This window comes from Agrobacterium sp. NPDC090273, assembly GCF_044772305.1.
In the GTDB taxonomy this organism is placed as follows: Bacteria; Pseudomonadota; Alphaproteobacteria; order Rhizobiales; family Rhizobiaceae; genus Agrobacterium.
The window spans coordinates 1,013,777-1,027,989 of record NZ_JBIVYN010000001.1 but is presented as its reverse complement, the minus strand read 5'-3'; the positions used below and the strand labels follow the sequence as shown (position 1 = coordinate 1,027,989).

Annotated in this window: 12 protein-coding genes; 5 read left to right on the top strand and 7 right to left on the bottom strand. The window is 58.7% G+C overall.

From position 1 onward, the window contains the following. Nucleotides 1-11: 11 nt before the first annotated feature. The 3 genes from ACIQT8_RS05060 to dnaE all read left to right on the top strand — a co-directional run bounded on the left by ACIQT8_RS05060 (nucleotide 12) and on the right by dnaE (nucleotide 5,982). Nucleotides 12-1,319, top strand: a complete 1,308-nt coding sequence (locus tag ACIQT8_RS05060) for a lipoprotein-releasing ABC transporter permease subunit (RefSeq protein WP_138795550.1) — start codon at nucleotides 12-14, stop codon at nucleotides 1,317-1,319. Between the two features lie 15 nt (nucleotides 1,320-1,334). Beyond that, nucleotides 1,335-2,018, top strand: a complete 684-nt coding sequence (locus tag ACIQT8_RS05055) for an ABC transporter ATP-binding protein (protein ID WP_400964039.1) — start codon at nucleotides 1,335-1,337, stop codon at nucleotides 2,016-2,018. Nucleotides 2,019-2,478: 460 nt separating this feature from the next. Then, nucleotides 2,479-5,982, top strand: a complete 3,504-nt coding sequence (gene dnaE, locus ACIQT8_RS05050; RefSeq protein WP_400964037.1) for a DNA polymerase III subunit alpha — start codon at nucleotides 2,479-2,481, stop codon at nucleotides 5,980-5,982. A gap of 10 nt (nucleotides 5,983-5,992) precedes the next feature. On the opposite strand, the gene ACIQT8_RS05045 is transcribed toward dnaE, so the two are convergent. The 3 genes from ACIQT8_RS05045 to ACIQT8_RS05035 all read right to left on the bottom strand — a co-directional run bounded on the left by ACIQT8_RS05045 (nucleotide 5,993) and on the right by ACIQT8_RS05035 (nucleotide 9,053). Next, a complete protein-coding gene (locus tag ACIQT8_RS05045) occupies nucleotides 5,993-7,231 on the bottom strand; it encodes a L,D-transpeptidase family protein (RefSeq protein WP_400964035.1) in 1,239 nt (412 codons plus the stop codon). A 144-nt stretch (nucleotides 7,232-7,375) separates the two neighbouring features. After that, entirely contained in the window at nucleotides 7,376-8,659 is a 1,284-nt protein-coding gene (locus ACIQT8_RS05040) for a DNA polymerase IV (protein WP_400964033.1), read from the bottom strand. 85 nt (nucleotides 8,660-8,744) lie between these two features. Further along, entirely contained in the window at nucleotides 8,745-9,053 is a 309-nt protein-coding gene (locus tag ACIQT8_RS05035) for a DUF3572 domain-containing protein (protein ID WP_138795546.1), read from the bottom strand. 131 nt (nucleotides 9,054-9,184) lie between these two features. Here ACIQT8_RS05035 and ACIQT8_RS05030 point away from each other — a divergent pair, with 131 nt between their 5' ends. Further along, nucleotides 9,185-9,556, top strand: a complete 372-nt coding sequence (locus ACIQT8_RS05030) for a response regulator (protein ID WP_003496409.1) — start codon at nucleotides 9,185-9,187, stop codon at nucleotides 9,554-9,556. A 17-nt stretch (nucleotides 9,557-9,573) separates the two neighbouring features. Continuing rightward, the gene (locus tag ACIQT8_RS05025; protein ID WP_138795545.1) at nucleotides 9,574-10,944 is read left to right on the top strand and encodes a PleD family two-component system response regulator; all 1,371 of its coding nucleotides are present in this window, start codon (nucleotides 9,574-9,576) and stop codon (nucleotides 10,942-10,944) included. A 701-nt stretch (nucleotides 10,945-11,645) separates the two neighbouring features. Here ACIQT8_RS05025 and rpmG read toward each other — a convergent pair. The 4 genes from rpmG to ACIQT8_RS05005 form a co-directional block, all read right to left on the bottom strand. After that, entirely contained in the window at nucleotides 11,646-11,813 is a 168-nt protein-coding gene (rpmG, locus tag ACIQT8_RS05020; RefSeq protein WP_003496403.1) for a 50S ribosomal protein L33, read from the bottom strand. 88 nt (nucleotides 11,814-11,901) lie between these two features. After that, nucleotides 11,902-13,074: an MFS transporter gene (locus ACIQT8_RS05015; RefSeq protein WP_138795544.1), complete on the bottom strand. Its 1,173-nt coding sequence runs from the start codon at nucleotides 13,072-13,074 to the stop codon at nucleotides 11,902-11,904. Between the two features lie 8 nt (nucleotides 13,075-13,082). Further along, on the bottom strand, nucleotides 13,083-13,709 hold the full coding sequence (locus tag ACIQT8_RS05010; protein WP_400964394.1) for an NUDIX hydrolase: 627 nt from the start codon (nucleotides 13,707-13,709) through the stop codon (nucleotides 13,083-13,085). A 56-nt stretch (nucleotides 13,710-13,765) separates the two neighbouring features. Continuing rightward, nucleotides 13,766-14,209, bottom strand: coding sequence for a DUF983 domain-containing protein (locus ACIQT8_RS05005; protein ID WP_400964032.1), 444 nt, complete (start codon nucleotides 14,207-14,209; stop codon nucleotides 13,766-13,768). Between the last annotated feature and the right edge of the window lie 4 nt (nucleotides 14,210-14,213).

Sequence of the window (14,213 nt, the reverse complement as noted above, 5' to 3'; positions counted from 1 at the left end):
GAGGAGACGACATGGCAAAAGCCGAGGCTGACAAAAGTGCGGCAGCTTCCGTAAAGGAAACTGCCGCCCGGCCGTTTTCTGCGTTTGAACGCATGGTGGCCTGGCGCTACCTGCGTTCGCGGCGCAAGGAAGCATTCATTTCCGTCATCGCCGGCTTTTCCTTCGTTGGAATCATGCTGGGTGTGGCGACACTCATCATCGTCATGGCGGTGATGAACGGTTTCCGCACCGAGCTGATTTCCCGCATTCTCGGCATCAACGGTCACATGATCGTGCAGCCGATCGATACGCCTTTCAACAATTACGACGATCTGGCGAAGAAGTTCGGCGCCGTCCCGGGCGTCACCATGGCCCTGCCGCTGGTGGAGGGCCAGACGCTGGCCTCCGGCCGTGGCGGTGCAGGTTCCGGCGCGCTGGTGCGCGGCGTTCGCACCGAGGACATCGAGAAGATCAAGGAAGTCTCCTCCAACGTGAAGACGGGCGATCTCGTCGGTTTCATGTCGGGCGAGGGCGTTCTGGTCGGCTCCAGGCTCGCCTCACAGCTCGGCGTGACGGCAGGCGATGACATCACGCTGATTTCGCCGGAAGGCGACGTGACGCCGATGGGCGTCAATCCGCGCGTCAAATCCTACAAGATCTCCGGCGTCTTCGAGATCGGCATGTCGGAATATGATGCGTCGATGATCTATATGCCGCTCAGCGAGGCGCAGCTCTATTTCAATGCCGAGGGCATCGTCCAGTCGATCGAGCTTTACGTCAGCCACCCCGACAATGTTGACGGCATCAGGCCGCTGGTCGAGCAGGCTGCCGAACGGCAGGTCTATATCACCGACTGGAGACAACGAAACCAGACCTTCTTCTCCGCCCTTCAGGTGGAACGAAACGTGATGTTCATGATCCTGACGCTGATCGTTCTGGTCGCGGCGCTCAACATCATCTCCGGTCTCATCATGCTGGTGAAGGACAAGGGCAGCGATATCGCCATCCTGCGCACCATGGGTGCGAGTTCAGGCTCGGTCATGCGCATCTTCTTCATGACTGGCGCGGCCATCGGTATCGTTGGCACCTTTGCCGGCGTGGCGCTTGGCATCCTCGTGTGTCTGAACGTGGAATCGATCCGCCAGTTCTTCTCCTGGGTGTCCGGTACCGTGCTCTTCGATCCGCAGCTTTATTTCCTCAGCCAGCTTCCGGCGGAAATGGATGTAAGCGAAACGATCTCCGTCATCATCATGGCGCTGACGTTGTCTTTCCTGGCAACCATCTTCCCTGCATGGCGGGCTTCCAAGCTCGATCCGGTTCAGGCTCTGCGTTACGAATAAGGACCGCTTCCCGATATGGCTAAAAAAACTGTGCTGCGGCTTACCGGCATCGAGCGGACCTACGGTCAGGGTGAAACCTCGCTGTCCATTCTGCGCAAGGCCGAATTTGAAATGAAGAGCGGCGAGATGGTGGCCCTGGTCGCTCCATCCGGAACGGGCAAGTCGACCCTGCTGCATCTGGCTGGCCTGCTGGAACATTCCGATGCAGGCGAGGTCTTCATCAATGACCAGCCCTGCAGCGATCTGGGTGACGAGGCCCGCACGGCAATCCGCCGCAGCGATATCGGCTTCGTCTATCAGTTCCATCACCTGCTGCCGGAGTTCACCGCGCTGGAGAACGTGATGATGCCGCAGTTGATCGCCGGTCTTTCGAACAAGGAAGCGGCAGCACGCGCCAGCGCGCTGCTCGACTACATGCGTGTCGGTCACCGCGCCGAACACCGCCCGGCCGAGCTGTCAGGCGGTGAGCAGCAACGTGTGGCGATTGCCCGCGCCGTGGCAAATGCGCCGCTGCTGCTGCTTGCTGACGAGCCGACCGGCAACCTCGATCCCGAGACGGCGCATTATGTGTTCGATGCGCTGGAGGCGCTGGTGCGCCAGTCAGGTCTTGCGGCGTTGATCGCCACCCACAATCACGAACTTGCCGCTCGTATGGATCGCCGTGTGACGCTGTCCGAAGGCAAGATCGTCGATTTCTGATCACGGCGGAAGCCGGGCGACTTTGGGCTGAGAGGAACATCCACTCAGCCGCTTTGTTCTCCACACCAGAATTTTTTCAACCCGAAGGCGCTTTCTGCACCTTCGGGTTTTTCGTTTTGGAGTCAAAGGCTTGCTTTGGAGGCGAGGGAACCCGGAGTCGATTCTGCCGTTTGTACAAGACAGAAGCGGGCAAAAGCCTGTTGACAATGAAACAAAATGAGAACAAAGTTGGAACATAACGAGTAAGGAGAGACCAAATGACTGATTTCGTTCGTGACGTCGCCGCTTTCACCTCGATCGCCGTTTTTGTCGCTAGCTTTTCGATGATCCTCACTGCCCTCTGATGGCAGGCTTGAATTGGCTGGCTTGAATTCAAGCCTGAATATGTCCCTCTTGCCTGTGGACTTTACCGCCCGGAAGTTCGAAAATCGGCCGCGATTCAGAATGACGGGATGACGGAATGGGCGAGATGACTGCAAGCGGCGAAACCTCGGGCGAAAAACTGACGACGCCGGGTTTTGTCCATCTGCGGGTTCACTCCGCTTACTCCTTGCTTGAGGGGGCGCTTCCCCTCAAGAAGATCATGTCGAAGGCGGTGGCAGACGGCCAGCCGGCCATTGCCATCACCGATACGAACAACCTTTTTGTTGCGCTCGAGTTTTCCGAGAAGGCGCGTGATGAGGGTCTGCAGCCGATCATCGGCTGTCAGGTCTCCATCGACATGCAGGATGCGGTGGAAGACCGCCGCAACAACAATGCACATCTCGCAAAACTTCCTTCCATCGTGCTGCTTGCTGCCGACGCGCAAGGCTATGAGCGTCTGGTGGACCTCGTCAGCCGCGCATACCTGGAAGGTGAGGGCAGCGGCCACCATGCGGTCAACATCTCGCGCGCCTGGCTGGAGGAGAGTTCCAATGCCGGCCTGATTGCCCTGACCGGTGCTTCGGGCGGCCCAATCGATATCGCCTTGCGGGAAGGTCACGCCGATCAGGCGAAAGACCGGCTGCTGACATTGAAGTCTCTGTTCGGTGACAGGCTCTATATCGAGCTGCAGCGGCAGGGCAATTTCGACCGTGCCCATGAACGGCGGATGATCGGTCTCGCCTTCGAGCACGAGGTTCCGCTGGTTGCCACCAACGAGGCGTTTTTCCCGTCGAAGGCCGACTATGAGGCGCATGACGCCCTGATGGCGGTGGCGCACAATGCCATCGTGTCCGATGACAGCCGTTTCCGCCTGACGCCGGACCACTATCTGAAAAGCCGCGCCGAGATGATGGCGCTGTTCGCCGACGTTCCCGAGGCTCTGGAAAACACTGTCGAGATCGCGCTGCGCTGCTCCTACGTTCTGAAGAAGCGTGGACCGATCCTGCCGCGCTTTACCGGCGCCAGCGACGATCCGGAGGCGGCGGAACGCGCCGAGTCCGGTGAGCTTCGCCGTCAGGCCGTCGAAGGTCTGAATGATCGTCTGGCCGCACTCGGCATGGCGGCTGGTTATACGGAACAGGAGTACCGCGACAGGCTCGATTTCGAACTCGGCGTTATCGAACGCATGAAGTTCCCCGGTTACTTCCTGATCGTTGCCGACTTCATCAAATGGGCCAAGCAGCACGATATTCCCGTTGGTCCCGGCCGCGGTTCGGGTGCGGGCTCGCTGGTTGCCTATGCGCTGACGATCACCGACGTCGACCCCCTGCGTTTCTCGCTGCTGTTCGAGCGCTTCCTCAACCCGGAACGCGTATCGATGCCCGACTTCGATATCGACTTCTGCCAGGATCGTCGCGAAGAGGTGATCCGCTATGTGCAGCGGAAATATGGTCGCGAGCAGGTGGCGCAGATCATTACCTTCGGTTCGTTGCAGGCGCGTGCCGCGTTGCGCGACGTCGGCCGCGTGCTGGAAATGCCTTACGGCCAGGTCGACAAGATCTGTAAGCTGGTGCCGAACAATCCGGCCAATCCAACGCCCCTGTCGAAGGCCATCGAGGAAGAGCCACGCCTGCAGGAAGAGGCCGACAAGGAACCGGTCGTTGCACGCCTGCTGGATATCGCCCAGAAGATCGAAGGGCTTTATCGCCACGCATCGACCCACGCCGCCGGTATCGTCATTGGCGACAGGCCGCTGTCGCAGCTCGTGCCGATGTATCGCGATCCGCGTTCGGACATGCCTGTCACCCAGTTCAACATGAAGTGGGTGGAAAGCGCCGGTCTCGTCAAGTTCGACTTCCTCGGCCTGAAAACGCTCACGGTTCTGAAGGTCGCGGTGGATTTCGTCGCCAAGCGCGGCGTCAGTGTCGACCTTGCCGCAATCCCGCTCGATGATCCGAAAACCTATGAAATGCTGTCCCGCGGCGAGACCATCGGGGTCTTCCAGGTGGAAAGTGCGGGCATGCGCAAAGCCCTGATCGGCATGCGACCCGACTGCATCGAGGACATCATCGCGCTGGTCGCCCTGTACCGTCCGGGCCCGATGGAAAACATTCCGGTCTACAACGCCCGTAAACACGGCGAGGAAGAGATCGAGTCGATCCATCCGACCATCGATCATCTCCTGAAGGAAACGCAGGGCGTTATCGTCTATCAGGAACAGGTGATGCAGATCGCCCAGGTTCTGTCCGGTTATTCGCTTGGCGAAGCCGATCTTCTGCGCCGCGCCATGGGTAAGAAGATCAAGGAGGAAATGGACAAGCAGCGCGAACGTTTCGTTGATGGCGCGATCAAGAATGGCGTATCGAAAGCCCAGTCCGATACGATCTTCGGTCTTCTCGCCAAGTTCGCGAACTACGGCTTCAACAAGTCACACGCAGCCGCTTACGCTATCGTCTCCTACCAGACCGCCTACATGAAGGCGCACTATCCGGTCGAGTTCCTGGCCGCGTCGATGACGCTCGATATGGCCAACACGGAAAAGCTCAACGATTTCCGTCAGGATGCCGGTCGTCTTGGTATCGAGATCGTTGCACCATCGGTGCAGACCTCCTTTCGCCAGTTCGAAACGGGTGAGAGCCGCATCTATTATTCGCTCGCCGCCATCAAGGGCGTCGGCGAGGGCGCGGTCGAACACATCGTTGCGGTGCGTGGTGACAAGCCGTTTTCGAGCCTTGAAGATTTCTGCCTGCGTATCGATCCCAAACAGATCAACCGGCGCGTACTGGAAAGCCTTATCAATGCCGGCGCCTTCGATTGTTTCGGCAAGGATCGCGCCGAACTGATCGGCGGTCTCGATCGCATCATGGGCTATTCGCAGCGCGCGCAGGAAAGCCGTGTCACCGGCCAGTCGGACATGTTCGGTTCAGGCGGCGCAAGCGGTCCGGAAAAGCTGGTTCTGCCCGCCTTCCAGCCCTGGCTTGCCTCGGAAAAGCTGCTGCGTGAATATCAGGTGCTTGGTTTTTACCTCACTGCGCATCCGCTCGATACCTATAAGCCCATTCTCGAAAAACTCCGGGTGCAGACCTTCGCGGATTTCTCCGGCGCGGTGAAACAAGGCGCGACAGCCGGGCGCCTGGCCGGCACCGTTACCGGCAAGCAGGAGCGCAAGACACGCACCGGCAACAAGATGGGTATCATCACCTTCTCGGATTCATCCGGCCAGTTTGAAGCCGTGCTGTTTTCCGAAGGTCTCGGGCAGTATCGTGACCTGCTCGAAGTCGGCAAGTCGCTGGTAATCACCGTTCAGGCCGAAGAGCGGCCGGAAGGTATCGGACTGCGTATCCAGACGGCGCAGTCGCTGGAGGAAAAATCCGTGCAGATGCAGAAGGCGCTGCGCGTTTACGTCCGTGATTCCGGTCCTTTGAAAACCGTAGCGCGCCACCTCAACACCAGAGGCGATGGCTCGGTGTATTTCATCGTCATCAAGGACGAGGGAAGCCGTGAGATCGAGGTGGAACTGACGGAGAAATACCGCATCTCGCCGGAAATCGCCGCCGCCTTGCGCTCTGCACCCGGCGTCGTGGACGTCGAACTGGTCTGATCCCGAAGGTTCAGACCGGCCCTTCTTTCGTCACCGTAATGAAATCCGTGCCTTGGCCCGTTTCCATCGCATGGCTGAGATCAGACACCGTGATCGAGCTTCCGGTCGACAGCTCTTCCTCGATCCTTTCACGGATGTCTCCCGGGATGTCGATGCGGTCGAGCACGGCGCTTAGCTGATCGAAACCGCCAGGTGCCTCGGCCTCGGTAATGCCGAGCCGTTTGCGGGCTGCTGCCGGCAGGTGGTTTTCCAGCGTCATGCCGTTCCATTCGGCATGACCGCTGTCGCGATCGACAGAAACCGCCTCGAAGAAATGTGTGCCGAGCGCGATGTTGGGGTCCTTGATATCGACGGGCGCCTCAAACAACGGCTTGAAGTCCTGCCGCACCATGATCTGGCCACTTGGCGCGTGGTCTTCTCCGGCGGATTGGTAGAGTGCCCTGGTAAAGGCATCCGTCAGCAGCGGGCCGGTCGTTTTCATGCCCTTCCAGCGTTTGAAGCCATTGATGGCGCTGATGGTCATCTCGCCCGTGTAACCGTCGGCCGTGCCGGCATCGAAGCCGAGCCGGGTCAGAAGCGACTGGATATCCATGACTTTTTCCCGCTCGCCACGGCGGGTGATGAGAATGCGTAGCGGTGCGGACTGCTTTTCCCTGACCGTCGGCTTGATGGCGTTGGTGCGCTCGTTGACGGCAACCTCGACTGAACCAAGGGCAGTGTCGAATGTCGCCGGGCGCAGTTCGACGTCGGAAAGCAGCAGCTTGCCGTCATCGGAATCGTCGCGCGGCTGGAACAGGGCTGGATGCTGCACGAAGCGCAGCGAGACAGGTGCACCGGTGATGATCACATGCACACCGCGATCGGTCTGGCCAAACAGTGACTGAGCGAACTTGGAGGGCAACCGTACGCATCCGTGCGACGCCGGATAGTTCGGCACCTTGCCTTCATGCAGTGCAATGCCGGACCATGTCAGCCGTTGCATGAACGGCATGGGCGCGGCCGAATAGATGTTGGACTCGTGATATTTGCGCTTTTCCAGAATGGAGAAGATGCCGCTTGGCGTTTCGTGTCCCGCCTTGCCGCTCGAAATCTTCGAGGTGGCGATGATTTCGCCATTCTCGTAAAGCGCCAGCGATTGCTCGCTTTTCGAGACGACGATCTGGAGCGATTTCTGGTCGGCAGCAAGAGCTGGAAAGGCAAGAATGCTGGCCGACAACATGCCGGTCAGGAGACGCAGGCGAAGGGACATGACGCAATACACCACATGTACAAAACTGCCTCTACTCAACCATGTTAAGTTTAAGGAAGTTTAAGGACGGCCTTGTCTGTGCCATCACGAGATTGTGTAAATGCTAAAATAACCCCGCATTGTCGGCGCGGCTGAAAGCAGCCGCTATTTTCGAGTGCCGAAGGTGTATCCGGTCTCGACGCTGCTCTTGCCGAATTTGTCCCGCAGCTTGTCCATGGCGGCTTCCGCCGCAGCACGTCGCCCTGCCAGCTTGTCGACGAGATCGGGCGGATCGGCCAGCGCCGCATCGCAAAGCTCGCTCACGCCAATTCCCAAGAGACGAAATTTGGTGCCGTCGGTTTCCTTTTCCATCAGCGACAGACCGATACGGAATATCCGGTCGGCAAGCTGGGTGGGATCATCGAGCTTGCGGTTGCGGGTGCGGATCTTGAAGTCTGACGTCTTCATTTTCAGAACGACGGTATTGCCGGCAATGCCGTGCTTTTTCAGGCGGGCGGATACCTTTTCCGAAAGCGACCGTAAAATCGGCACCAGATCGTCATGGCGCGAGATGTCGTTGAAAAACGTGGTTTCTGACGACACGCTCTTGGCGGCATCGTTGCTTTGCACATCGCGCTCGTCGATGCCGCGTGACAGGCGATAGAGCCGCTGTCCCATCGATCCGTAGCGGCGCATCAGGTCGCCTTCTTCCATCTCCTGCAGTTGCGAGATCATGCGAATGCCATCCGCCTCCAGCGTTGCGGCAAAGGCCTTTCCGACGCCCCATATGGTCGTGACAGGCCGTGTGGCCAGAAAGGACAGGGCTTCGGCCTCACCAATCACCGAAAAACCGCGTGGCTTGCGCAGGTCAGACGCGACTTTGGCGAGGAACTTGCAGTAGGAGAGCCCGGCGGACACCATCACGCCCACTTCCTTTTCCACGCGCTTGGCAAATTTCGCTAGCACGCGGGCGGGGGGATCGTGGTGCAATCTCTCGGTGCCGGACAGATCGAGAAATGCTTCATCGATGGAAAGTGGCTGCACCAGCGGCGTCAGCTCCTGCATCATGCTGCGGATCTGGCGACCGACCTGAACGTATTTCTCCATATTCGGCTTGATGACCACGGCGTCGGGGCAGGCTTCCAGCGCCTTGAACATCGGCATGGCCGAGCGCACACCGTGGATACGGGCAATGTAACAGGCGGTGGAGACCACGCCGCGCTTGCCGCCGCCGATAATCACCGGCTTGTCGGCAAGATCGGGGTTGTCGCGTTTTTCAACGGACGCATAAAAGGCGTCGCAGTCGATATGGGCAATCGTCAATTGGTAGAGTTCGTCGTGATACAGCAGGCGAGGGCTGCCGCAGGCACGGCAACGCTTCAGCCCGGCAGGCTGGCCCGTCAGGCAGTCACGGCAGAAACCGGGATCATATGCGTGCGACGTGGACATGGCCTGACAGCAAACCGAAGCCTAAACAAAACGGGAACGTCGCCAACCATAGCTTGCAAGCGATCTGCGCTCAAGCGTTGCGCCGTCAATACACACCGGAATCGAGGCCGGGGCCTGAAAAGTGGTGCCATGCCGCAGCAACCGTCTCGGGTGTTGTTTCCGTGGCCGCGCAGAACGCCATCAGATCAGGTTCGTGGCTCATCAGGAAGTCGGTCAGCCCCGCCAGAAAGCCTGGGTCGTTCGACGCCTCGCGAAGCATATTGGCCTGCAATCCGCTCAATGCCAGAAACCGCGAGAGCATGTCCGGCTCGTTTGCCAGCCAGCCAAGTATGGCGGCTGCCGTTTCTTGCGGATCTTTTTCGATGTTATCTTTGTTTTTGGTGTGTCGCAGCATTTCTCTTCCGAAGTTACCTATTTTGAAACCAAATCGCTTTAGCCTAGCGCGACAATTGGACGATGGAATCGGCTCTGAGGCAACTTATATGTCTTGATGAAGGTTTCAAAGCGGAGCGGGGACTGTTCGCCATGCCCAAACAGGTCATGATAGTCGAAGACAACGAGCTGAATATGAAGCTCTTTCGCGATCTGATCGAGGCATCGGGTTACACGACGATTCAGACGCGCAACGGCATGGAAGCGCTCGACCTCGCCCGCAAACACCGTCCCGATCTCATTCTGATGGACATTCAGCTTCCTGAGGTATCAGGTCTGGAGGTCACGAAATGGCTCAAGGAAGACGATGAGCTGCACGTTATCCCTGTCATCGCGGTTACCGCCTTTGCGATGAAAGGGGACGAGGAGCGTATTCGTCAGGGCGGTTGCGAGGCCTATGTCTCGAAACCGATTTCCGTTCCGAAATTCATCGAGATCATCAAGACCTATCTTGGTGACGCGTAAGGCGGCTGGGGAAAACCATGACAGCGAGAGTTCTTGTCGTTGATGACATACCCGCAAACGTCAAGCTGCTTCAGGCGCGGCTTCTGGCGGAGTATTTCGACGTTGTCACAGCCGAAGATGGCTTCAAGGCGCTGGCCATCTGCGACAGCGAGCAGGTGGATATCATCCTTCTCGACATCATGATGCCGGGCATGGATGGCTTTGAAGTCTGCGAGCGGTTGAAGGCCAATCCGAACACGGCGCACATTCCGGTTGTCATGGTTACGGCGCTCGATCAGCCTTCCGACCGCGTGCGTGGCCTGAAAGCCGGCGCCGACGATTTCCTGACCAAGCCTGTCAATGACCTCCAGCTTATTGCCCGTGTCAAAAGCCTGGTGCGTCTCAAGTCCGTCAGCGACGAACTGCGCATGCGCGCCGAAACGGCGCGGCAGATCGGTATGGAAGACCTGCTGCGCGGCGACAGCACGATGCAGACGCCAGGCCGTGTTCTGCTCGTCGATGGCCGTGCAAGCTCGCAGGAGCGCATCATCAGGGCGCTGAAGCCGGTTGCCGAGGTCGAGGTCATGAGCGATCCGCAAGCCGCCCTGTTCACGGCAGCGGAAAACCCTTTCGAACTGGTGATCGTCAACGCGAACTTCGACGACTACGACCCGCTTCGCCTGTGCTCGCAATTGCGCTCACTGGAACGCACCCGCTTCCTGCCGCTTCTCCTGGTGGCGGAGCAGGGCGCTGACGATATGGTGGCGCGTGCGCTCGATCTTGGCGTCAACGACTACATCCTGCGTCCGATCGATCCCAATGAGCTGGTCGCCCGCACGCTCACGCAGATCAAGCGCAAGCGCTTCAACGACCATCTGCGCCGCAACCTGCAGCACACGATGGAACTTGCTGTTGTCGATGGGCTGACTGGCCTCAACAACCGCCGTTACCTGGACAATCATCTCAAGATCCTCTTCGACCGCGCGGCAGCGCGTGGCCGGCCGATTTCGATCTGCATCACCGATATCGATCGCTTCAAGACGGTCAACGACACCTATGGCCACGACGTTGGCGATGAGGTGCTGCGTGAATTCGCAGCTCGCATCCGGTCGGCTGTCCGTGGCGCCGACCTTGCCTGCCGTTATGGCGGGGAGGAATTTGTTGTGGTCATGCCGGATACGTCGATGGAACATGCCGTCGGCGTCGCCGAGCGTCTGCGCGAGATTGTCGAAGGCGAGCCCTTCTATGTCCGCTCCATCGACCGTGAGCTGAGGATCACTGCATCGCTTGGCATCGCCACCAACAGTCCCTCGGTTGTTTTGCCGGATCAGCTTCTCAAGCAGGCTGACAAGGCTTTGTATGAAGCGAAGAATTCAGGCCGCAACCGGGTCGTTGCCGCTGCGGCTTAACCAGCCGATCACCATATTTTGAGCCGGGTTGCTTTGTCTCCTGCGTTCTACAGGCGGAAAAGCCCGGTACCGCAAGCTTTTGTGCGACTATAGCGTAAGTTGAAATTTAAAATAAATTCAATCGCATCGCGCAGTATTGTGTATCATACTGGTATATTTAACCATATCTTTCGACGGAAATGGGCTTCGCTTAAGAATTTGTTGATTTTTCTTTAGGTTCTGCGAAAATCTAAGCCAACGAAAAAGGATCTTTAAGGCGGCTTTTTTGCCGCGGATGAAGTGATGGTTGCGGCGAAGACGCTGCAGAATATTGCTCATCAGGGGTCGTATTGCGTAGCTTAGAATACCCCATGATGCCAGGTCCGCCGCATCTCCTGAATCGTGGGGTCGGTCGGCCGGCGATGTTCGAATCGGTTCCTCGTGCCGTAATCACATCGTTGGCCGACCCCCTATTTCCCCACTGACATCCAATCCATCTTTACCGGCTGCTTTTGGCCTTCAGGCGCTTTCGCGTGCGCTCTGCGCAACCGTCGCGGTTTGGTTCGGCGCTGCACTGATTCTCGAGGCAGGTGATCAGGTTCGCGCAGGCGGATGGCCTGTCGCGGCTTTGTGGCTCTATCTGCGGCGGGAGAGGCGTTCGCGTCGCCACAAACAAAAAACGCGCCCGGAGGGCGCGCTTTTGTCGGAATACCGATCAAGAATTACTTGATCTTGGTTTCCTTGAATTCTACGTGCTTGCGTACAACCGGGTCGTACTTCGTCTTCGTCATCTTGTCCGTGAACGTACGGCTGTTCTTGGTGGTGACGTAGAAGGTACCGGTGTCGGCTGTCGACAGCAGCTTGATCTTGATTGTTGTAGCTTTCGCCATGGTCGTCCTGCCTTTAAACAAAAGAGAAGCCGCAGGCGCTTTCACCTCGGCTAAATCTGGCGCGAAACTACGTATCGCGCCCGAAAAGTCAAGTCTGTTTTGCCCGGAAAACAAAACGGACGACATAAAGCACGACGTAAAGACCGAAAAACATGGCAAGCGCCCAGGCAAAACCATCGGTGCCGGCAATGTCCATTGCAGCACCCACCGCCTGCGGCCCGCAGATCGTTCCCAGCGCGTAGCAGAAGATGAAAGCGGCATTGGCTGCCACCAGGTCAGCACCCGTCAGGCGCGAGCCCAGGTGCGTCAGGCCAACTGTATACATGCCGGACACCAGGCCGCCCCAGAACAGCAGCAGACCGGCCACCAGCAACCAGCTGTCCACCATCAATGGCAGCGCCAGCGTGCCACCGACGCCTGCAAGCGCCATCAGGCCAAGCAGCGTGCGGCGATCCTTCATCCTGTCGGACATCAGGCCGATCGGGATCTGGAAGACCATGTTGCCGATGCCCATCACCGTTAGCAGCAGCGCCGCCTGCGATTCGTTGAAGCCTTCACGCGTGGCATAGATCGGAAAGAGCGAGAGACCGCCCGCCTGCACCGAGCCGAACACGAAGGCAGCGGCAGATGCCATCGGCACGAGCCAGATGTAGCGTGCGAAATGGTGGTTTGGCCGTTCATCCAACTCCGGGCTTTCGCCTCGCGCCATGTAGATCGGAATAGCCGCCAGAAGAATGATCGCGGCGCCAACGAGGAAGGGAAGAATACCCTCGCTGCCGACAGCCGAAAACAGCAGCGGCCCAACCGCAAACCCCACCGCAAGCCCGGTGGCATAGATGCCGAGCACCATGCCGCGCTTTTTCGGCGGTGCGGCCATGTTGATCCAGTATTCGGACAGGATGAACAGCGTCGTGGTTGCACCGTGAAAAACGAGTCGCAGCGGAAACCACATCCAGAAGGCATCGGCGAAATAGAAACCGAGGGCACTAAGCGCCGAAATCACCACCGCCACCAGCATGGTGCGTGCGACGCCGAAGTCGTGGGCGATTTTCGATGCCACAGGTGCCGCCATCATTGCCGCCACACCGGCCATGGCCGTGTTGACGCCAATCATCGTCGAGGAGATGCCGCGCTTTTCCAGAATGATGGACAATAGTGGCAGGCCAAGACCGATGGCCACACCGACCGCGCTGATGGAAGCAATGGCGGCGATCAGGGAAGGCCAGTGAATGGCGTCTTCTTCGCATTTCGTCTGTGACATAACGGCCTTTATACAAAGTCTCGAATGAACCGGCCGTGGCGCGTGAAGTAGAACCGCACGGGGCTTTCAAAGGGCAGTGAGGGATCACCTATCATAAGTTTTGTGACATCTTCGAGAACCGTGCGTGTGATCGTCGGCATGTTCAGACCGGAAAGCTCCGCCGTGTCAACCCATCGCACGTCGTGAAGCTCGTCCGAATCGCTGATCGCATCGATATCCACGTCGATTTCATCGGTAAAACCGCAAAAGAATCGCGTGTCGTAGCGGCGCGATAATCCCGGTGGCGTGATTGCACGTGCCACGAAACGCAGTTGCGACAGATCGGGGCCGGCGTTTTCCTTGCCAAGCCGGATACCGGTTTCCTCAGCCAGTTCGCGCACGGCAGCCAGCGCCAGAGCGCGCGCACCGGCAACGCTTAGACGGCGCGGCACGGATGCGGAAAGCTGCTCCAGCACACTCGGGTGCAGATCGCCGCAATAGGGAAGGGCATGGTCCTGTCGGTCACGCTTGCCGCCCGGAAAGACATAGGTGCTGGGCATGAAGACATGTGCCGCGCTGCGTTTGCCCATCAGCACGCGCAGCCCTCGGTTCGAGCGGTCGAACAGGAGAAGGGCAGCGGCGTCGCGTGGACGCAGCACAGCCGTCGTTCGGCCCGGGTCTGTGGTGGAATTCAGTGGCGTCACGCGACAGCCTAATGCGAGGAGCCGTCAATGACGGGTTTTGCCGGCCGGCTGTCGAAACCATGCATTCGAAGCGCCCATTGCAGGCCAACGACACCGCCCTTGATCGGCTGCAGTGTCAGAAGTGCAGCAAGAATGGTGATCGGCACCCAGATGGCGAAGTGAACCCACATCGGAACCTGCATGATGAGGTCGGTCATCATGAAACCGCCAACGGCGATGTGGCCGATGATGACGATGGAAATATAGGGCGGCAGATCGTCGGAGCGGTGGTGGTGCATTTCCTCGCCGCAGGCCGCACAATTGTCCACGGGCTTCAGCCAGGCACGGAACAGGCGTCCCGAGCCACAGGCCGGGCAGCGGTTCAACATGCCCCGCATGATCGAACGGCCAAGCGGCCGCTCCACACCTTTGTCGCCGAACGTCAGAATGTCGGAGCTGTGTTCATTACCCATGCTC

What these genes read in the sequence shown, in the direction of transcription:
- ACIQT8_RS05060 (WP_138795550.1), top strand. Translation starts at nt 12, where the DNA reads ATGGCAAAAGCCGAGGCTGACAAAAGTGCGGCAGCTTCCGTAAAGGAA.
- ACIQT8_RS05055 (WP_400964039.1), top strand. Translation starts at nt 1,335, where the DNA reads ATGGCTAAAAAAACTGTGCTGCGGCTTACCGGCATCGAGCGGACCTAC.
- dnaE (WP_400964037.1), top strand. Translation starts at nt 2,479, where the DNA reads ATGGGCGAGATGACTGCAAGCGGCGAAACCTCGGGCGAAAAACTGACG.
- ACIQT8_RS05045 (WP_400964035.1), bottom strand. Translation starts at nt 7,231, where the DNA reads ATGTCCCTTCGCCTGCGTCTCCTGACCGGCATGTTGTCGGCCAGCATT.
- ACIQT8_RS05040 (WP_400964033.1), bottom strand. Translation starts at nt 8,659, where the DNA reads ATGTCCACGTCGCACGCATATGATCCCGGTTTCTGCCGTGACTGCCTG.
- ACIQT8_RS05035 (WP_138795546.1), bottom strand. Translation starts at nt 9,053, where the DNA reads ATGCTGCGACACACCAAAAACAAAGATAACATCGAAAAAGATCCGCAA.
- ACIQT8_RS05030 (WP_003496409.1), top strand. Translation starts at nt 9,185, where the DNA reads ATGCCCAAACAGGTCATGATAGTCGAAGACAACGAGCTGAATATGAAG.
- ACIQT8_RS05025 (WP_138795545.1), top strand. Translation starts at nt 9,574, where the DNA reads ATGACAGCGAGAGTTCTTGTCGTTGATGACATACCCGCAAACGTCAAG.
- rpmG (WP_003496403.1), bottom strand. Translation starts at nt 11,813, where the DNA reads ATGGCGAAAGCTACAACAATCAAGATCAAGCTGCTGTCGACAGCCGAC.
- ACIQT8_RS05015 (WP_138795544.1), bottom strand. Translation starts at nt 13,074, where the DNA reads ATGTCACAGACGAAATGCGAAGAAGACGCCATTCACTGGCCTTCCCTG.
- ACIQT8_RS05005 (WP_400964032.1), bottom strand. Translation starts at nt 14,209, where the DNA reads ATGGGTAATGAACACAGCTCCGACATTCTGACGTTCGGCGACAAAGGT.